The organism is Bacillus fonticola, from assembly GCF_012955605.1.
In the GTDB taxonomy this organism is placed as follows: Bacteria; Bacillota; Bacilli; order Bacillales; family JC228; genus Bacillus_CG; species Bacillus_CG fonticola.
This window is the reverse complement of record NZ_CP052135.1, coordinates 653,267-673,569: the sequence shown is the minus strand read 5'-3', so window position 1 is coordinate 673,569 and position 20,303 is coordinate 653,267. Positions and strand designations below refer to the sequence as shown.

The window sequence follows — 20,303 nt, the reverse complement described above, 5'->3', positions numbered from 1 at the left end:
AATTCCAACATATTTGTCAAAGGAGTCGGTCGGAATTGGGAATGACCTTCTTTACAGGCACCCGTTCCCGTTCCATCATATACCAGCACGAATACCTGCAACTCGCAAAGCGCCATCCACCCTATATGCACATGTATCTCCATGAACCTCCACAGGCAAGTCCTTCCCGCTCCGCTCTATTCGTGTTCGTCCAAATGACACGACACTAAATGCTGGCTACCAATGTCCCGTAATTTCGGTGCTATTTGGTGGCATGCCGTATGCTCATGGGGGCATCTCGCTACGAAAGGACACCCGGTATTCTCCTGTGTGGCGTCCACTTCACCGTCTCGGATGATACTCTCTCGATTATGGATGAAATCATTCAAATCTTTTACGACAGAAACGAGAGCTTTCGTGTAGGGATGGGAAGGGTTGCGAATAATTTTCTGTGTTGTGCCCACTTCGACTATTTTGCCTTGATACATGACTGCAATGCGGTCGCACATATAACTTGCTGTTGCTAAGTCGTGGGTAATAAACATCATGGTGAGACCCATCTTTTCTTTTAACGATAACAATAGGTTTAAAATCCCTGCGCGTACAGATACGTCCAACATCGAGGTCGGTTCGTCCGCAGCGACAAAAATGGGTTGTAAAATAATCGCTCGTGCAATCGCAATCCGTTGCCGTTGTCCACCACTTAATTGGTGGGGGTATCGATACATGTATTCCTCTGCTGGTAGTAAATCAATCTCTTCCAAAGCTTGCTGGACACGCTGTGACTTTTCTTCAAAGGAGAGCTGTTTTTCATGGGCGTTGAGCGGTTCCATTAACAAATCAAGTACCCTCATGCCAGGATTTAACGTGTCGTAAGGGTCTTGAAATATCATTTGCATTTTCTTGCGGTATTTGTTCGTTTGTTTACTCGTTAGCTTACAAAGATCTTCCCCTTCTAATAATAGTTCCCCTTTTGTTTCCTTGATCAATCTCATGACCATGCGGGCAGTGGTCGTTTTCCCACAACCACTTTCTCCGATGATCCCTAAAATTTCCCCTTTATGAATGTGCAAATTCACATCGTCTACTGCATGCACCTTTGTAATTTCTCGTTTGAGTAGGGTACCCGATTTTCTTTGGAACGTTTTCTGTAAGTTTTTCACTTCCAATAATATGTTGCTCACTTTCGTCCCTCCTCTACAAAGCACGCAGCATAGTGGTCAGGTTTCACTTCTTTTAATTCAGGGGGTTCCTGTTGGCAGTGCTCGATTGCGTACGAACACCTTGAGTAGAAACGGCACCCTTTAGGAGGCACAACCAAGTTTGGAACAGTTCCGGGGATGGAGATTACTTTTTTATCTGGATTGGCTAAATCAGGTGTCGCGTGCAACAACCCTTTAGAGTATGGATGTCTTGCGTCTTGCAATATATCTTGCGTGTCCGCCCATTCTGTAATTTTCCCTGCATACATAATGGCAATTCGGTCGCAAATCGCCGTAACCATTGGCAAATCGTGCGAAATTAATATGATGGATAGGTTAAGTTCCTTTTGCAGCCTTTTCAAAAGGGCGATAATTTGGGCTTGGGTGAGCACATCTAATCCTGTCGTCGATTCGTCTGAAATGACAAGCTTTGGGTTACACGATAGGGCCATTGCGATCGCCACTCTTTGCTTCATTCCCCCACTGAATTCATGCGGGTAACTTCTCCATCTGTCAGAATCAATTCCTACTAACTCCAACAATTCGCGTGTCCGATTTAGCGCTTCTTGCTTGGAAACTTTTTCGTGAATGAGAATGGACTCCATAATTTGCTGTCCAATTTGGTGCACTGGATTTAAAGCGTTCATCGCACTTTGAGGAATGACTGAAATCTCACTCCATCTTATTTTCTCCAACTCTTTGTCCGATGCTTGTAATAAGTCTTTGCCGTCTAGTAATACTTCGCCTGAAACGACCTTTGCTGGATACTCTAGTAATCTTAAGATCGTTTGGGCAACCGTCGTTTTTCCACAGCCGGATTCACCAATCAAACCTAGCATTTCCCCTCGTCTAACGGTAAAAGAAACGTTTTCGACTGCGTGCGCATCTCCTTTGTCTGTTTCGTAATAAGTTGATAGATTTCGAACTTGCAAAATGGGCTCCACTATCGTCTCCCCTTCCGTAATCTAGGGTTTAGCACTTCCTCCATCGCATATCCAGTGAAGGCAAATCCGACGACAAGTGTCGTAATAAGGACTCCTGGAGGTAGAATCCACCAAATCCACGCACCCGTCAAAAAGGCTCCGCGTGCTTGTGCATAGTACAAAATGGTTCCCCAACTTTTGCTAAAAGGATCGCCTAATCCTAAAAAGCTAAGCGACGCCTCTGTCAAGATAGAGTTGCTCGCAGCCATGACGAATTGCGCTAATGCAATCGGAATGACCCCGGGTAGCAAGTGCTTGAATAAGATGGTACGTATGCTGGAGCCGATAGATTGAGCCGCTTCCACATACCCTTTTGTTTTAAGTGACAACACTTGAGATCGAATGACACGCGCGGGACTCGCCCAAGCTAACACGCTAATCACTAGAATGATATTCCAAAAGCTTGGCCCAATAAACGCCGCCAACAAAATCATCAGTGGCAAAAACGGTACGACTAAAATTAAATCGACTACTCTCATTAAAAAAGAATCTACTTTTCCACCGAAATAGCCAGAGACAATCCCGACTAAACAGCCAATGGCGATCGATATAAAGGCAGCAATGACACCAATTAATAACGAAATGCGCGTACCGAATATTAATTCGCTAAAAATATCTTGCCCTACGTCATTTGTCCCTAACAAATACGTCCCATCTGGTGGCAGCAAAGGAATATCCACACGATCATTCGGGTCAAACGGAGCAATGATCGGTGCAAAAATAGCAATAAATATAAACAAAATTAAAATCCCAATGCCGAATAGTCCCAAGTTATTCGCTGTAATGACCTTCCAGTAATGGCTCCATTTTTGTTTATCCATTGTCTTTCCCTACCTTTGGATCCAAAAGCGGATAAATAATATCAGCTAGGAAGTTGGCGATGATCACACTAAACGTGATAATTAAAAACGTCCCTTGGATAAGTGGGTAATCGCGACTTAACACAGCTTCAAACATTAGGCGTCCGACACCTGGGTAAGCAAAGACGGTTTCAATTACCGTCGCCCCACCAAGCATAAACCCGAGACTAAGCATAAATACGGTGGCAACAGGTAATAACGCATTTCTCATCGCGTGTCGGTATTGAATGACTCTTTCCTTTACGCCCTTTGCTTTAGCCATCATAATGTAATCCTCACTCAACACGTTTAGCATCGAATACCGCATCGTCATGTACGTCGAGGTCACAGAAATTAACACAAGCGTGACGAGCGGTAGGACAAGATGCTCGGCTACATCAACAAAACGAGCCCAACCAGTATAGTCTGCCCAGGCTGTTTCCCCACCAAATACTGGGAACCACCCCAACGTCGCGGCAAATATTGACACCAAGATCATCCCGATCCAGAAAGAAGGCATGGCACTTAAAAACATAAACCCTGTCAGAAGATTCACGTCGGTTTTCGTACCCCGCTTCCACGCGGATATTGCGCCAAAAATGACGCCCAAAATAGTTGAAATAACAAGACTTAATCCCGTTAGTAGCAACGTCCATGGCAATCGATCCTTAATAATGTCAACAATTGGAACCTTTTGTTGATAGGAGAAACCTAAATCACCAGAAAATATGTTTTTCAAATACGTACCGTACTGCTTCGATAACGAATCATTCAATCCATATTTATCTAAGATGGCTTCTTTTTCCTCTGAAGACATAAACCCAACATCCTCTCCCGCGATATACACGAGGGGATTTCCCGGCATCAGTCGCGGCAACAAAAAGTTGAGTGACAAGATTAAGAAAATGACAATCACATATTGTAAAACTTTTGAAAGTACGTATTTTAGTTTCGCCATCTTCGTCTCACCTCCAAAATTGAGAGGATACGCGAAAGTCCGTATCAGAACTTCCACGTATCCCATTCACGCTTCGTTAGGCAGCTGGACCATTTTTATTAGAAGATTTCCGTTTTAATAGGTAGATTCCACCTGCGATGATGACAATGATGACTCCTAGTACGAGTAACGGACTGCCACCCCCACCAGACTCATTACTTCCGGGATCTTCGTCCACAGTCCCTGTACCTGAGTCGTTATCAGTCTCTTCGTCTTCTGAATCCGTCTCCTCAGGTTCTGCTGGCGTATCTGGTTGAGCTTCAGGCACAAAGGAAAGTTTGTTCAAAATCCCTTTTCCTTGTTGGAACACATACCCGTCATAAACATTTGGGTTGTAGGAATTAATAATCTCTTGATAGTAGAGTGTGACAATCGGAAATTCTTCCGCTACAAAGCTTTGCATATCCATTAGGATTTGTTTCCGTTCGTCTGGATCGATTGTATTTTTCAGTGTATTCGCCATTTCGTCGAATTCTGCGCTCACATATCCACCAATGTTCACGGTGCCTAAATTCGGGTCAGAGTGAAATAGGTCTACTAGGCGATCAGGAAATAATTGCAGCGTACTCGACCAGCCGAACATAGACAGATCATAATCTCTTCCTTTAGCCACATCGTACTCTGGCCACACTAGCGAAACGACTGTGTCCGAGTCTAATGATTTCACCGAGACGCTAATCCCTGCATCATTTAACCAGCCAGCGATAATTTCGGCAGTTCGAATACGTAACGGGCTATCTGATTGAACGAGCATAGACAATTCAATCGTCTCACCATTTTGTCCTTCAATAAATCCGTCGCCGTTCGTATCGACAAACCCTGCTTCCTCTAATAGTTGCTTCGATTTTTCCATGTCAGGGGTAAAGGATATATCAGAATTGTAAAACGGACTAGACGGATGGATAAACCCAGGGCTACCGACTTCTGCATACCCGAGCGTTACTGTATCGACCAAGTATTGCGTGTCGATCGCATACGCAACTGCTTGACGAAAACTTGTTTCTGTCATTGGATATCTCTCCGCATTCATTTGGAACAAAGTCGTTGAGAATCCAGGACCTGTCTCGACTGTCAAATTCGGATTCGATTCAAATTCGCCTACGACTTCAGGAGTCAGACTGGAGCTCATCCCGTCAATTTCTCCTGCTTTTAGGGCAGTAAACATCGCTGTCGTATCGGAAATAATTGGCATGACAAGTTCTTCAGATGGAGGTGCGCCCTTAAAATAATCTTTGTTTGCCTCAAATCGATAAAATTGATCTGGCTGATAGTCTACCAGTTTGTAAGGTCCACTTCCTAATGCGTTCGTTGCCTCATCTGGATTCGTTACCTCGCTCCAAATGTGTTCAGGCAAAATCGGCACGTCCGCTAAAGGCTGGATCATGAAATTGGGCTCGGGTTGGCTTAATGTCATCGTGAAATTCAAATCATCCTGCACTTCAAGTGACTCAATCGTTTGTAATGGAACGGTAAACCGTGATTTAGGGTATTCAATGAAATAATCAACTGTAAATTTCACATCGTTGGCAGTGAGCGGCTCTCCGTCTTGCCACTTCACACCGTCGACTAACGTAAATTCATACGTTAGCCCATCATCACTGACTGAATAATCTTCTACTAGCCAAGGTTGCGCGACATTTTTTTCATCTAGCTGGAAGAGTGTATCGTATAACAGGTTGACTAGCTCTAATCCGGGATACCCTGTTTGGTACGTGTAAGGTGTGATCGTATTTTCGTCAGTCGGTATGGCGATCGTTAAGGTGTCAGGATGACTTTCCGCTCCAGCTATTCCAGTAAACGTGGTGGCCGCCAGTACAAACGCAAGCAAACTAGCAAAAATCTTTTTCAAATGAACTCCCCCTACTATTTAAATTGTTAATTCTTCCAAGTGAAAATTCCCCTCACGACGGTACGCTTCTGCAAAAGCGAAGTGCCCGTGCGTAGCCAACCCATGGTACACGTGCACTGCTTTATCTAATGCCAAGTGAATAGCTCGTCCTTTGGCATAATGCGATTCCAACTGGGCAAACCCAGGAACTAATGCTTCGAGGTCTTGACTTCTTAGCGCCCGTTCAAAGTGTTTCCCGCTAAATTCCATCTGGCTTTCTAATACGGCCATCGCTTCATTCTTCTTCTCCCAAACTGAGGAGATATTCACCACTGTATTCGGATGGTTTGGCGTCATATAATAAATTGTGGGCACCGGATGAGGGCTTGTTCCGGTTTCTTCATCTAAATAAAAGTCCCGACTTGCCAAGGCAATGCCCTCTAAAATTAAGATCATCGCTTGGCGTCGATCAGGATCTAAGTCATGGAATGAATGTTCAGGATCCTGTGTGATTATGATGTCAGGCTTTACGTCACGAATCACTTTGACGATCTTTTTCTTTGAGTCAACGCTGACATCGACCTCTCCGTATTGGAAGTTCAAATAATTCATTTGTACACCGAGAACGTCTGCTGCGTTTGATACTTGTGGTTGGCTTTTTTCAGAGCACAATAGCATAGCAGCAAAAGACTCCCCGCCGCTCTCTACGTTTTTTGCCAGTGCGCCCCCACATTCTACGACTTCCATTCCATAGACTCCTAACAATAGCAACCGTTTTCCACTCTTCATAAGAACCCCCCAATATGTGCTTGTTTTCGTCTTTCGTGATCGCAAATCCTAACTTTCCCCTCCGCTCCTTCCCTCACAAAAGTACCCTACTCATTTCCAATCAGGTAGTTGGTAGACTTTGGTAGACTTCTCACATTTATTCTTTGGAATCAACGTAGTCCATCGTCTAGTTACCCTATACAGGTATGGTATTCACAACTTGTTAGAATAGAATATGAACAATGACAGATATGAAAAAAACAATTATCCTAGTAAATTTACCTGCAAAGAAGGGAAATTTGCTCTTCGCATCGGAATCCGCGGGAAAAGGATGTTAGCTAATTTGCAAAATAAAAAGCTACCGTGTTCCAGTAACGGCAGCTTTTGTTGAACTATGTTAAATTTCTTCTCAAGAGAATCAGTCTGTACGTGCGTAAACAGTACGTAGAACCGGATACTTTTCACCCTTTTACATCGACACTCCGATCCGTTAATTGATTTGTATCATGAAGCCTTCTTTCCACTACACTCGTACAGACCGCGTCTCCTAAAACGTTAACCGGCGTCAGAAACATGTCGACTACTCTGAACAAACCTAGTAAAATGGCAAATCCTATTCCATCAATCGGCAACCCGACTGCAAGGAAAATCATCGACAAGGAAACGACACCACCACCTGGAATCGCTGGTGCGCCAACTGAAGCCAATAGAGAAATGAGAATAACTGTCAAGTACTGCACTACCCCCAATTCAATGCCACTAAGTTGCGCAACAAATACTGCCGCAACACCGTGACTAAACGAGGTACCATTCATATTCACTGTCATGCCCAGAGGTAGCACAAATGAACTAACACTTTTAGACATGTTCAATCCACCTTCGCAACAGCTCTTTGTAACAGGAAGAGTGGCTGCACTACTACTCGTCGCAAAGGCCGTACCGATAGCGGGTATCATTTTGCGAAAAAATTCAATCGGATTTCTCTTTGCTAGTAGGGTCAGCATTGAACTAAACGTGATGGCCACATGGATCGTCAAGCCAAGCACAATGACTAGCAAATACTTCACCATAGAGCCAACTAAATCGAGTCCCGCCGTGCCCATAGATTCAGCGACCAGTGCAAAGGCGGCATACGGAACTACCTTCATTAAGATTTGGACGATCTTCATCATGACCTCATTGAGCTCTGTGACAAAGGTACGTAGTGAGTCCACTCTATCCTTTAATCCCACCATTGCCATGCCAAAAATTATGGAGAAAGTCAGCACTTGCAGCATGTTCCCTTCTGCCATCGCCCCAATCGCATTGCTCGGTACGATGTTGAGTACTGTATCTGTTAATGACGGCAGTGTTCCTGGTGAGCTTTCGGTATCCCCATGCCCTACTTCTTGCGTGATGACTGTATCTTCTGATAAGTTCACATTCATTCCTGGACCGACTATAGTAGCTAATAAAATGCCAATTGTACAAGCAATCAGGGTCGTACCTACAAAAAATGCCATCGTTTTCGAACCCATTTGTCCTAGCGTCTTCATATTCCCTACCGAAGCGATACTCGTCACGAGCGCCGTAAAAACGAGCGGAACAACAATCATTTGGATCGCCTTTATAAATAGACTCCCTGCTGGATCAAACACATAGTTATTCAAGGGAGTGTACACGTCAGGTGCGTACATACTCAACAATAGACCCGTTGCAATCCCCAACACTACCCCGATGAGTGTTTTTGTCGCTAAATTCATGAGTTTCCCCCACCTTCCCTTCGTTTAGGTAAGCGCTTTCAAATTAAACCCCTTTATATCCGTGTGAAGTAAGAAGCAAAACGGTTCGATCATCTTGCTTAATTCGCCCAGATTGCACAAGCTTGGCAAGTGCAGGCCATGTAGCAGCTGCAGAGCCCTCCGCAAACATTCCTTTTCTCGCTAGGTCACGTTGCGCTTTCGGTACTTCCTCATTCGTGACCACCACTGCCCCGCCTCCCGAGGATTGGATAGCAGATAGCGCCTGGTACGTAAGTGTATGACCACCAATGGAAGGTAATAGTCTCGAATCACCGAAAAAGTCACCCCGATAATCGTGACCCGCTAACGCATGAACAAGTCGTGGGAAAGGCTCAACCGCATATAACCGTGGGATACGATCCACCCATTGCAAACGCTTCGCTTCTACAAACCCAGCCCAAATTCCCCATAACAGATCCCCTCTTGCACAAGGAACAACAATGGCGGTAGGCGAAGCGCCATGCATTTGTTCCGCAATTTCCAACCCGACCGTCACGTAACCTTGCACCCCAAACAAGTTACTGCCTACAGGCGGTAAATGATAATTCGTTGCTGGATAGAACCCTTCCTCTTCCACTAACGAGTTGACCACTTCCCAACGTTGAACGGCATTGTCAACTTTGATGATGTCAGCACCCGTGATACGAATGGCCTTTTCCCATATTCCGTGTACTTGTGGTGTCGTGATAATTTTACAATCCAAACCAGCTGCAGCGGCATAAGCAGCGAGGGAAGCACCCGCATTTCCACTCGACGCAGCCACCACGGTGGTTTTCCGTAAATTTGCAGCCCTTGCTACTACTAGAGGGCTCATTCGATCTTTATGGGACCCCGTCGGATTTTGCCCTTCATCTTTTATCCATACCGAGGACACCCCTAGTTCCTCTTCTACTCCCTTTACCTCGATGAGTGGCGTGGCGCCTTCCCCTAAAGTGGGAAACGTGCGATAAGGTAATCTGTCTGCATAGCGAAGCATCCCGTTACCAGCGTTATTCACTGTCCATGGTATACTTGCGTCGTAGTTGACTTGAATACTTGCTGGATACCCTTGTTCCAAGCAGCGCGGACATCCCTTAAAATAGTCGTCAGGTTCGTATTCATGTTTGCATCTTATACACGTAAACGTAGTTATCCATTCATTCCACTCGTACATTCACTTTCCCCTTTCTGAATTTTTGGTATAATTTGATTTTAGGGGATGGCCATGGATTTGTGAAATGAATGTTTTTGATAGGAGTCATTCATTTAGTCGATTAGTTTTCGTACAATTTGGAGAGAGGGGTGTCTTACAATCAATCCAAAGACCCACAGTGAAGGAGAGGGAGCGACATGGACGTGGAACAAATCAAAACGTTTTTAGTAGTAGCGAATACGAAAAGCTTTACCCGGGCTGCGGAATCGCTACATGTGGTGCAGTCCACCATTACGGCAAGAATTAAAATGCTAGAAAAGCAGCTAGGCAAAGAATTGTTTACGAGGGACAAACGTAACGTAAGCTTAACCCCGGCTGGGATGAGTTTGTTACCTTATGCGGAGAGAATCTATGAATTATCAACTGAAGGAATGAAAGTCGTACAATTAGAACAAAACTTCCATGACCAATTGACTGTTGGGACCACCCACGTATTATGGGATTATGTGCTTTTTGATGCCTTGAACGCCTTTAGGCAAACACGTCCGGCCATTTCATTGCGAATGATTACGGAACACTCGGAAATACTCATTCGAAAAATGATGGACGGCTTACTTGACGTGGCCATTGTTTTCTATCCCGTGCATCATCCAAATTTAGAGTTGACCCCAATTATTGAAGACACTTTTGAGTTAGTCGCACCTTCCACATTTGAAATCCCCACGACCGCGTTAACACCTGACGATATAAAAGCTCTTCCGTATATCCATTTGAGTTGGGGCGGCTCATTTACTCATTGGATCCAGAAAACCTTTGGAAACCATGCTACATTTAGTCTTGAAGTCGACCACGTTTCATTGCTATTAAAATTTCTACACAGCAACAAAGGCGTTGGATTTCTACCGGGAACTGTGGCAAAAAAACTTATTCAAAATGGGGAATTAATGAGACTTCCACTTGTGACAGAAGAAGCTATTCCGAAGCGAGTGATTTACCTTTTACAAAGGAAAAAAAACCCTAATTCTGAGAATGTGATAGAACTTACTCGTTCGATTTGTAGTGCGTTTAAAATGGATGAATGAGGCCGGATTCTGTATATGGGGAACCTTACTTAAACACTATTTGTGCCCGTAACGGGCGGGAATGCAAGTACTTAATAGTGGAGACCAAGCATCGACTTATCGTACAGTCGTGCTACTTATTTCTTATCCCACTTCATCTTAGTATACAGCACTTGAAACCTAGCTCGTTCGATATTTCGTGCAGAGGCACTGCCTGCTACCGATTCAATGATTGCCACTTGTGACCCAGCCTCCTTCGCCATCCGAAGACGTGCTTGAAGCATCGTAGTTTGAAATCCTTTTCCTCGGGACTTTGGCTTGGTCGAAGTACTTGAAAGGAAAGCAATGTCATCCATCGTTTGGAACAGACCCGTCGTAGCATATTTCCCATTTTGCTCGATGGCAAGAGGGTGGTGATGTGGTGCGTGAAAAATAGTTGTAACATATTCCTTTGCCGACTGCAGCCCCTCACCTTCCAATCCGAAGCCTTTCTGAAAGCTTTCAATATACTCACCCATTCTCCTAACTGGCACAGGGGCGACAGATGCAGTGTCTGTCTCGGTATCCATCCACTTCTCCATATTCAGTCCCCACACTTGCTCAGTCTCTGTCATCGCATAGCCTCGCTCCTGAATGACTTCGAGCAAAGTTGGATCTGCAAAAGGTGTGACCTCGACAGCAGGCACGCCATTACAGGAATGATAGAAGTCTTCTAATTTTTCCATTTGTTTGTGCGTTACCTGTTGGGTTGTCCCGAGTCCTAGCACACAGTCCATAAAGTCTACTTTTCCACCGAAGACGGCAATTGCTTCACCCTCTAATAAATAGGCTGCATTTGCCTCAGGGACAACCTTTTGCTTTGTTGTGATGTAGTCAATGTTTGTTTGGATAAGGGATTTTATGTAGTGTTCGTAGAATGTGCGAGTTGAAAATAGCATGGTGCTTTGCCTCCAACTAGTTTTGACTTTCTTCCATTTCTTGTACTCTATAATTTTTTATAAACAAACTCTCGGTATTTCGTGAACCAATGCTTCATATAAAAGTTCTTTGCCACCACATTATCGACCCAATCACCCAGTTCTACGAGTTTGATATGATGATCTTGAGCAATCCCATAAATATGATCCAAGAGTCGAGAGCCATGCCCTTTAGCTATCCATTCGCGGTTGGTTGTTTGTCGAAATCTTTATATGACTCATCTCATTCCGCAGTATGGTTACTTCGTAATTTTAGCGCATTCTTCATAGCCTTCCATAGCAAGGTATTTAGCAGGGTTCAGCGGAGTTTTTGAATTTCCTTTTTAGATAGCCCAGTTACCTCAGCAATAAACGATTCATCCATTTGCTTTTCTAGTAAGTTCTTAGCGACCTTGATTTTTCCTTCTCGTACCCCTTCTTCTCGTCCTTCTTCACGCCCTCTTCTTTCATATGATGTCATAACCTCCATGATTTTTTCTCCTTCCTTTGGATTCAATGCACTCACCTCTTCTTTTAGCTGTTGTTCTTCTGTTTCATCCAGCTGGACGTAGGTCTCAAAGAAACCGGTGACAAGTGACATTCTCGCTGGATCGAGTTCCAATCTGATCAGCATTCTTAGAAATTCCTTTTTCATTTCGATTCGTTCATCATCAGTATACCCCATTTTACTCATAAGGGCCGCTGCGACGGGATTGTCATGTCGAACATAATCTCTCCAATGGTGCTTTTTTAGATCGACTATTTGATACTGAAATTGTAAGATGTCTGCAAATGGAAACTGTATAGAAAACGTGTTGGATTCACTTCGAGGTGTATCATCGGTGAACATGGCAATAGGTAGGATCTGGGTGCGGTATTTTTGATACAGATTGCTGTAGTAGATAAACATCCGTTCATTGAATGCCTTCTGAACGTAGCTTTGAGGTTCGACGTGGACGATAACGAGACCGGTTTCTCCTCTCATTTTTGTTTCGACGAGTAGATCTACCCGGTATTTTTCACCCGTTGACACATCTGAATACAGTTCTTCTGATAAAAAACGTAGATTGGCAAACTCCAGATGTTCATGCGCATGCGGGAAAAATAATAGGATAAATTCTTCAAAAAATGTTGAAAGTAGTTCCTTAAACAGCCGGTCGTGGTCAATTTTCTCGTTAGACATTTGATACCTCCTAACAGAATGTATGTTTGGTGTGTTTATTATACACCGAACATATGTTTTGATCAAGACCTTTTCAGTCACCTTATTTCATAAACACGTATTTTAAATCAACACGAAAACCCAATAGAAGTCGAGAGGTAATTTCCCCTGTTTCTGTCTTCATATCGTGTTGTTCATACATTTTGTCAACATTTAGTGTATATACAGTGATCGTGTTCAGCATCGGATTGACAATCCAATACTCCTTCACACCGTAATTCATATAGATATTTAACTTCGTAATAACATCGTGAGATTGGTTGGAAGGGCTTAAAATTTCAACGATTAGGTTGGGAACGCCAACATATCTAGCATCTGTAAAACCAGTTTTGTCACAAATAATGCTAATGTCTGGGATGACAATCTTCGTACCTTCTATTTCACCATTTTTTAGTTCTATGTCATAAGGTGCGTGAAATAACTCGCACGACTTTCCTTCAAGAAACATTTTAAATTTTGTTTCAAGACGATTCGATATGCGTTGATGTTGCGTCGATGGTGAAGGTGACATATAAACAAATCCGTCAATATATTCAAGTAACGCATCGCTATTTTCGCGAATTTGAAAGAACTCGTCTACTGAAATAGAGTCATTTCGGTAATAGTTCATTCCATCACCCTTTTCTTCCGTTTTATACTTCAACACTTTTTTAGAGCAATATACAGTCTTTTCCTTTAGAGTGCTACGGACGCTTTTAGGATGTCGTCACTAGGTATCTTTACTCGTTCTTAAGTCCCCGAATCTCCTCTTTAGTTAGTCCTGTAACTTCCCTAATAAAGGATTCATCCATTTGCTTTTCTAGTAAATTCTTAGCGACCTTGATTTTTCCTTCTCGTACCCCTTCTTCACGTCCTCTTCTTTCGTAAGAAGTCATAACCTCCATGATTTTTTCTCCTTCCTTTGGATTCAATGCACTCACCTCTTCTTTTAGCTGTTGTTCTTCTGTTTCATCCAGCTGGACGTAGGTCTCAAAGAAACCGGTGACAAGTGACATTCTCGCTGGATCGAGTTCCAATCTGATCAGCATTCTTAGAAATTCCTTTTTCATTTCGATTCGTTCACCATCAGTATACCCCATTTTACTTATAAGGGCCGCTGCGACGGGATTGTCATGTCGAACATAATCTCTCCAATGGTGCTTTTTAAACTCGACTATTTGATACTGAAATTGTAAGATGTCTGCAAATGGAAACTGTATAGAAAACGTGTTGGATTCACTTCGAGGTGTGTCATAGGTGAACATGGCAATAGGTAGGATCTGGGTGCGGTATTTTTGATACAGATTGCTGTAGTAGATAAACATCCGTTCATTGAATGCCTTCTGAACGTAGCTTTGAGGTTCGACGTGGACGATAACGAGACCGGTTTCTCCTCTCATTTTTGTTTCGACGAGTAGGTCTACCCGGTATTTTTCACCCGTTGTCACATCTGAATACAGTTCTTCTGATAAAAAACGTAGATTGGAAAACTCCAGATGTTCATGCGCATGCGGGAATAATAATAGGATAAATTCTTCAAAAAAAGTCGAAAGTAGTTCCTTAAACAGCCGGTCGTGGTCAATTTTCTCGTTAGACATTTGATACCTCCTGGCAGAATATACGTTCGATATATGCACTATACACCGAACATACATTCTGGTCAAGCTTTTTGCATACAATCGGTCTGGTCCTACACCGAAATCTATTCTCTCAGTTTAAAGCTTCTGAACCGACACAGGTTGAACGATTACTCGCTTCGCAATCTCATCACTGATTCTGTTAGCTCGATGATCAAAAAACAGCTCATAATCGTCATCCCAAATGCCATACGCTTCGAGGTCATCAATCAAATGCGTCTTCATCGTCTCTTCTAAATTTAAATTTTCCTGCTCGAACATCTTCATATAATGTGATGGAGCCTTAGCTTTAATGATTCTTTTGTTCAAGAAATCATCGACGATGGTAATGTTCACGATGTGATTAATATAGAATTCGTCTTCTCCCTTTTTCTTCAAGTATGCACGTGGGAAAAAGTGATGATAGTTTCTACTGTTTGCCTGTTTTAACCAATCGTTACTCATCAAAACGATCGAATTGTCATTGAAAGACTTCGGTTGTTGATAAGCCATTAAGCAAAGGATCGCTTTTATAAAGCTTCGATTGGCACTGAACCATCCTTTTTCAATAATCGTTTCTTTACTGTAATCAATGTGGAGGTCGTATTTCGGAAGTTGGTTATTTAAGATCTGATCTACCCGTTTTTTATCCTGTGCCAGTTTTGTTTCAACACTTGACGAATACCGCTCCGATAATGAAACACGCCAGAAAAAGTCATCTAAATAATGTTTCATGTCATTAGAAGGTTTGTCCGGATCCATCCCCCCAGCCATCAACTCCGCCTGTTTCACCACTGTCTCCACCGCCATCTTTTGCAAATCTGGTGGATACCCGTACTTTTTCAGCAGTCTCCGCACCGTAATCCGCATTTTCGCTCGTGCCGATTCACGCAAATTCCAGTCGACACTCATGTTGGCTTTGATCGATTTGGATAGTTCGTGGGCAATGGCTTTTAGAATGTCGTCACCCATCACTTCACTTCTTCGGCTGTTTCGTGGGAGGCGAGAGCGTCGTAAAAAGCTACCTCTTCTTTGATCATGCCGGTTTCTTCGCTAAGTTCGTGTTTAATAATCTTCTTTCTTCTCAGCAACTAGCGATAATGGTTTAAAGAACTCATTCTCGCTATATGTGTACTCAACCTTGTGCAGACGGTCTCGAAAGTAATGTTCTAATTGCTTATCTGTACAATAAATAAAGCAACCCTTTTGTCCTCGTGTCATTAGCGTTCTGTATGTGTTTCGAATAATCTCATCTGAAAGTTGATTTGCTTCTTCCGGCTTCTCTTTTAGCATTTTCTTTAAGCCCCTAAGTGATGAGTCGGTCTTCGCTCTTTTTGTGTGGTCTGTTTGTACTTTTCCATCTCTACAAATTAGATCGTCCCCAATTATGACTCCTACATAATCAAACTCTAATCCTTGACATGTATGGATACACCCGATTTCTTGAACGGATTCTTCATCGATCGCCCATGTACCAGAATTGGCTAGATTCCAACTCATAGAAAAATGAAATTCAGGAATTTCAATATCGTGGACATTCGTTTTGTTTTTTCCATCTTTGATCCAATTCCAACAATAACCAGCAACCAATCGTGATTTGTTGTTCAATTGGTTAACCTGTTGAATCTCTTTATATAATTCATTTGGGTCTGAGAAAATCCGAAAATCATAGTTACTTGTCATACTATTGAAATTTGCCGTTTCACGAATTTGTAGTACATCATCAATCCAGGCCAAATAACCGTCTGAACCATTACACCGAAACTGTGATTCTAGCTTCAAGCTAGTTATATTTGCATCATGTTTTTTTGCAAAATGTTGAATTGCTCCCAAACTACCAGTATCTTTAAGGGTGACCCTTTGACGTTCATCAATAAAAAAGATGGCAAGCTTAGAAGCATTGATGATCTCTTTTGTTTGGTTTTCGCCAAGGTGTTGAAACATGCCTGATTTTTCATTTAGACGGTGTGCTTCATCAATAATAAGAGTATCAAATTCATTTTCTAGTGCATTTATGTAGCTTCCTGAGCCCTTGAATAAGTTGTCGATATGTCCTTTTCGATAATCTTTTTTTAACTTTGTTGTATAAATGTTTCTTGGGGCTGCATTTTTTGTGACGTATTGGCAGACTAAATTTCGGCTTGTTAATTCTACCAACAGATTAATCGCTAACACTGACTTGCCGGTTCCTGGACCACCTTCAACCACTAACACTTGTTTTACGTTCGTCCTTAAGGCTTCACTTGCAAGTTGAAGAGCTGTCTCAAACACAACTTTCTGCTCGTCAATCATAATAAATTCTTGATTCCCTTGTAGCATCTTATTTAGCGAGTCTTGAAGGGATTTAGATGGACGAATTCGACCCTTTTCAATTTTATATAAGTTTTCTTTTTGATCGCCATACTTTATGTACCGCTTTATAAAGCTACGTAAATTACCCGCATCGCCTTTTACAAACACAGGAGCTTGATCCGTATAGTATTTGTATATAGGATCTACAAGAGGGTCCTGTTCTCCTAAATCAATATAGTTGTGTAGGTAGGCACACGGATACAACTGAATGTTCTCATCTTGAGCATTTTCGTTATAATCTTTTATTAATGTTGCATAAGACCATGCTTGATAGGAGGGGTGAGTCGTTTCTACTAATCCACGTCCTCCCATTGCCGTCTTAACAATGGCCTCTTTCCCCTCTACCTTTTCAATACTTCCCCATTGTTTTAACTCAACGATGACAACAGAATCATCAGCATCATCCCTGCCTGTAATAAGGAAATCTACTCTTTTTGAATTGTGAGGAATCTTATACTCTATAGCAATACCTGCATCATTCGGTATTTCAGTATCGTTCAAAACTCGATACATATACTGCATTGAGTTATCCCACGATCGAATTTCCCGCTCATTAATACGGCCAATTTTGGCGTTATAGTTACTACAAATGTTTTGTACAAGTTCGTCATCAAAGACATCACTTAAAAATTCGGATTTTGTCGCCTCATAAACGATCATTTCCTTTCACCTCCACTGGAAGACTTGCTCAAATTAGGTCCATGTGTGAATAATTTTCCTACTTAAGTTTTTCTACATCCACTTTTCCAACTTTGTACCTATTCTATCACACCGTTTATTCATTGCGCCCGTGGCTTGTAAAAACAAAAAAAGTGCCTCACAGAAGCACCATTTGGAATAAACTATGCTTTTATTTTGTCAAGATTACTGCAGAAGCTTAAGCCTCAACAACCTCCCCCTTACGCTCTCGAAACTCCCGCACCATCTCCGCAAACACCACTTTATCCGTCAACAAATCATACCCCGTCAAAGCTAGTGCGAGTGCTCCTTGGGATAAACTATGATGTCCCACATCCGTCACCGTTCTATCCGCAAATTCCTTTGTGTGGGCGACGAGTCCTGGTGAGTCGAGTCCGATATATGGATGGATGGCAGGGACGACTTGGCTGACGTTGCCCATGTCGATGGAGCCTGATCCGGATTTTGCTTTATGAACTTGCTTGACGCCTGTGGATAGCAAATTATTTGTAAACAGCTTCGATAAGGTTTGGTTTGTGATCATGTTGTCATAGCTGAGTTCGTAGTTTTCGATCTCCAGCGTAGCTCCCGTGATGAGGCAGGCCCCTTCTGCAATGTTTTTGACTTTTGCTACGACCTCGTCCAAATAGTTTCGATCTTTTGCTCGCACGTAAAACTGTGCAACTGCTCTCTCTGGAACGACGTTGGCTGCCACGCCACCTTCTGAAATGATCCCGTGGATTCGCACATCCGATTTCACATGTTGGCGAAGGGCATTGACTCCGTTGAATAGCTGGATGACAGCATCTAGAGCATTTATTCCCTCTTCAGGGGCAGCGGCAGCATGGCTTGGTTTGCCAGTAAACGTGAATTGGATCGCGTCCATAGCGAGCGCTTCACCACTTTCCACAGATTCGCCTGACGGGTGCACCATCATTGCCACGTCAATGTCATCAAAAATCCCCTGTTCTGCCATCGGAACTTTAGCCCCGTTCGTCTCTTCAGCAGGTGTTCCTAAAACAACGACTTTTCCGCCCGTTTCGCTTACCACTTTGCTTAATAAAACGCCAGCTCCTGCGCCCATCGTTCCAATCAGATTATGTCCACAGCCATGCCCGACACCAGGCAAAGCATCGTACTCTGACAAATAAGCAATCGTGGGGCCTTCTTTCCCGCTATCGTAAACTGCTTTGAACGCAGTTGGTCTGCCTACGATCCCTTCCTCCACGTCAAAGCTGTGCGCTTTTAAGAGGTCTACTAATTTCTCCATTGAACGGAACTCTTGGTCGCCTAGTTCGGGGTGTGCATACAGGTCGTCGCTAATGTTCCATAGTTGTTGTTCGATTTGGCTGATATGCTGTCTGATCTCGTCCTTCATCTTTGCATTCTCCTCTGTATTCAGATAAATTCTTTCTCACATCGTACCATATATGATAGGACAAGATTGCAGAAAAGTATTTCCTGAAAGAATAAGAAGGCGTCATGTTTCTATCAAGGTGACTAAAGGGAGTGTGTTTAGTATCTAAGTATTAGATAAGAGCGCTATTCCCAAGATAAGAGCGTTATTCCTAAGATAAGAGCGCTATTCCCGAGATAAGAGCGCTATTCCCGAGATAAGAGCGTTATTCCCGAGATAAGAGCGCTATTCCCGAGATAAGAGCGCTATTCCCGAGATAAGAGCGTTATTCCTGAGATAAGAGCGCTATTCCCAAGATAAGAGCGCTATTCCCGAGATAAGAGCGTTATTCCCGAGATAAGAGCGTTATTCCCGAGATAAGAGCGTTAGCCTGGGATAGAACAGAAAAGATGGGAATTATAAATGAGGAAACGCACGTAACTAACCGAGATATAGTAACGAAAATAGGAAAAGGGAGCCAATTATATTGACCCCCTCCATTTTAAACCCGTAAAATTCAACATGCTTCAGTTACTCTTCGCCCCAAAAGCCAAAGTCAACAAAAGACCGGCAACAAACGTGACGACACTAATGATGTTCGTAGCGATGTCTCCGGACACCCCAGGATAAACAACCGCGATGGACCCGATGATGAGCCCAATAATCACAGCAAACGTCATGTGATGGAAGTGTGACAGCATGTATCGAATCCCTTTACTACTAATAATAAATCCGACCACTACCCCCGCACCGATGACTGCTATAAATGGTAGATCAAGTGTGGACAGCGCACGAATTGCCGTTGAATACACACCTAGTAGTAGCAAAATAAACGAGCCACTAATGCCCGGCAACAGCATCGCCATACTTGCCAGCCACCCTGACAAAAATAGGCCAATTGCCGACAATATCGTTAATGATTCTATTGGCTCTGCCGAGGTGTCCGTTTTGATAAACGCCATGGAAGCAACCAGAACTGCTGCTATAATGAGTGCAATAATGTGCCGCGTTGTAAAATAGCGCTTTGCCTCCGAATGTCGAATAAGAAAAGGAATTACACCGATAATCAGCCCGATAAAAAAGAACTGCGTCGGCTCAAAGTACTCCTTAAGAAGATAGTCAATGAGTCGACTCAAAGCAAGAAGAGCGATCACGACCCCTATGCCGAGTGGGACGAGAAACCCAAGGTGCCGCTTCCATTCCTTGCTGAAGAAACCACTAATTGCTTCGAGTAGTCGATCGTAAATGCCGAGCACGACGGCCATCGTTCCCCCACTCACACCAGGGATCAAATCGGTCACTCCCATAATCATTCCACGGTACAGATTTTTCCATTCCATTATTAGTCTCTCCTAATATAGCTTGTACTTTGTACGAAAACTCTAATGTGATGCTTGATGATGTATGAAGATAGACTCTACTATCATAAACGAAAACTCTCGTAAATTCATTGGGTAAATTCCACAATTTTATGAGAGGTTATTGTGCTGTCGCCTCTTTTGCAATTCGTCTATCGTTCATGTTCACTTCTCCC

At 43.1% G+C, this 20,303-nt stretch carries 17 protein-coding genes and 1 pseudogene; 1 reads left to right on the top strand and 17 read right to left on the bottom strand.

The window, feature by feature from the left end; translation table 11 throughout:
* Positions 1-176 precede the first annotated feature (176 nt).
* The 8 genes from HHK01_RS03260 to HHK01_RS03225 all read right to left on the bottom strand — a co-directional run bounded on the left by HHK01_RS03260 (position 177) and on the right by HHK01_RS03225 (position 9,434).
* The gene (locus tag HHK01_RS03260; protein ID WP_170006406.1) at positions 177-1,163 is read right to left on the bottom strand and encodes an ABC transporter ATP-binding protein; all 987 of its coding nucleotides are present in this window, start codon (positions 1,161-1,163) and stop codon (positions 177-179) included.
* The gene (locus HHK01_RS03255) at positions 1,160-2,125 is read right to left on the bottom strand and encodes an ABC transporter ATP-binding protein (RefSeq protein ID WP_228027638.1); all 966 of its coding nucleotides are present in this window, start codon (positions 2,123-2,125) and stop codon (positions 1,160-1,162) included. Before HHK01_RS03255 ends, HHK01_RS03260 begins: the two co-directional genes overlap by 4 nt.
* Entirely contained in the window at positions 2,125-2,985 is an 861-nt protein-coding gene (locus HHK01_RS03250; RefSeq protein WP_170006405.1) for an ABC transporter permease, read from the bottom strand. The genes HHK01_RS03255 and HHK01_RS03250 overlap by 1 nt, the downstream gene beginning before the upstream one ends.
* The gene (locus HHK01_RS03245) at positions 2,978-3,961 is read right to left on the bottom strand and encodes an ABC transporter permease (RefSeq protein WP_170006404.1); all 984 of its coding nucleotides are present in this window, start codon (positions 3,959-3,961) and stop codon (positions 2,978-2,980) included. Before HHK01_RS03245 ends, HHK01_RS03250 begins: the two co-directional genes overlap by 8 nt.
* 76 nt (positions 3,962-4,037) lie before the next feature.
* On the bottom strand, positions 4,038-5,849 hold the full coding sequence (locus tag HHK01_RS03240) for an ABC transporter substrate-binding protein (protein WP_170006403.1): 1,812 nt from the start codon (positions 5,847-5,849) through the stop codon (positions 4,038-4,040).
* An 18-nt stretch (positions 5,850-5,867) separates the two neighbouring features.
* Positions 5,868-6,617, bottom strand: coding sequence for a PIG-L deacetylase family protein (locus tag HHK01_RS03235; protein ID WP_170006402.1), 750 nt, complete (start codon positions 6,615-6,617; stop codon positions 5,868-5,870).
* A gap of 440 nt (positions 6,618-7,057) precedes the next feature.
* Positions 7,058-8,338 carry a dicarboxylate/amino acid:cation symporter gene (locus HHK01_RS03230; RefSeq protein ID WP_170006401.1) on the bottom strand — a complete coding sequence of 427 codons (1,281 nt, stop codon included), beginning with the start codon at positions 8,336-8,338 and terminating at the stop codon, positions 7,058-7,060.
* Between the two features lie 43 nt (positions 8,339-8,381).
* Complete coding sequence (locus tag HHK01_RS03225) at positions 8,382-9,434, bottom strand: threonine synthase (protein WP_228027637.1); 1,053 nt, start codon at positions 9,432-9,434, stop codon at positions 8,382-8,384.
* Positions 9,435-9,706: 272 nt separating this feature from the next.
* Here HHK01_RS03225 and HHK01_RS03220 point away from each other — a divergent pair, with 272 nt between their 5' ends.
* Positions 9,707-10,591: a LysR family transcriptional regulator gene (locus HHK01_RS03220; protein ID WP_170006399.1), complete on the top strand. Its 885-nt coding sequence runs from the start codon at positions 9,707-9,709 to the stop codon at positions 10,589-10,591.
* A gap of 116 nt (positions 10,592-10,707) precedes the next feature.
* Here HHK01_RS03220 and HHK01_RS03215 read toward each other — a convergent pair whose 3' ends face one another.
* The 9 genes and pseudogenes from HHK01_RS03215 to HHK01_RS03180 form a co-directional block, all read right to left on the bottom strand.
* Entirely contained in the window at positions 10,708-11,508 is an 801-nt protein-coding gene (locus HHK01_RS03215) for a GNAT family protein (RefSeq protein ID WP_170006398.1), read from the bottom strand.
* Between the two features lie 47 nt (positions 11,509-11,555).
* The gene (locus HHK01_RS15485; protein WP_228027636.1) at positions 11,556-11,699 is read right to left on the bottom strand and encodes an N-acetyltransferase; all 144 of its coding nucleotides are present in this window, start codon (positions 11,697-11,699) and stop codon (positions 11,556-11,558) included.
* Positions 11,700-11,845: 146 nt separating this feature from the next.
* Positions 11,846-12,709: an RpnC/YadD family protein gene (locus HHK01_RS03210; protein ID WP_170006397.1), complete on the bottom strand. Its 864-nt coding sequence runs from the start codon at positions 12,707-12,709 to the stop codon at positions 11,846-11,848.
* An 82-nt stretch (positions 12,710-12,791) separates the two neighbouring features.
* A complete protein-coding gene (locus HHK01_RS03205; RefSeq protein ID WP_170006396.1) occupies positions 12,792-13,358 on the bottom strand; it encodes a Uma2 family endonuclease in 567 nt (188 codons plus the stop codon).
* A gap of 109 nt (positions 13,359-13,467) precedes the next feature.
* Positions 13,468-14,325 carry an RpnC/YadD family protein gene (locus HHK01_RS03200; RefSeq protein ID WP_170006395.1) on the bottom strand — a complete coding sequence of 286 codons (858 nt, stop codon included), beginning with the start codon at positions 14,323-14,325 and terminating at the stop codon, positions 13,468-13,470.
* Between the two features lie 786 nt (positions 14,326-15,111).
* Positions 15,112-15,389 (bottom strand): annotated as a pseudogene (locus tag HHK01_RS03195) (type I restriction enzyme endonuclease domain-containing protein); the annotation flags it as partial.
* A 19-nt stretch (positions 15,390-15,408) separates the two neighbouring features.
* The gene (locus HHK01_RS03190) at positions 15,409-17,355 is read right to left on the bottom strand and encodes a DUF2075 domain-containing protein (RefSeq protein ID WP_170006394.1); all 1,947 of its coding nucleotides are present in this window, start codon (positions 17,353-17,355) and stop codon (positions 15,409-15,411) included.
* A gap of 217 nt (positions 17,356-17,572) precedes the next feature.
* Positions 17,573-18,751, bottom strand: a complete 1,179-nt coding sequence (locus HHK01_RS03185) for a M20 family metallopeptidase (RefSeq protein WP_170006393.1) — start codon at positions 18,749-18,751, stop codon at positions 17,573-17,575.
* 545 nt (positions 18,752-19,296) lie between these two features.
* A complete protein-coding gene (locus tag HHK01_RS03180) occupies positions 19,297-20,109 on the bottom strand; it encodes a DUF368 domain-containing protein (protein ID WP_170006392.1) in 813 nt (270 codons plus the stop codon).
* Positions 20,110-20,303 lie beyond the last annotated feature (194 nt).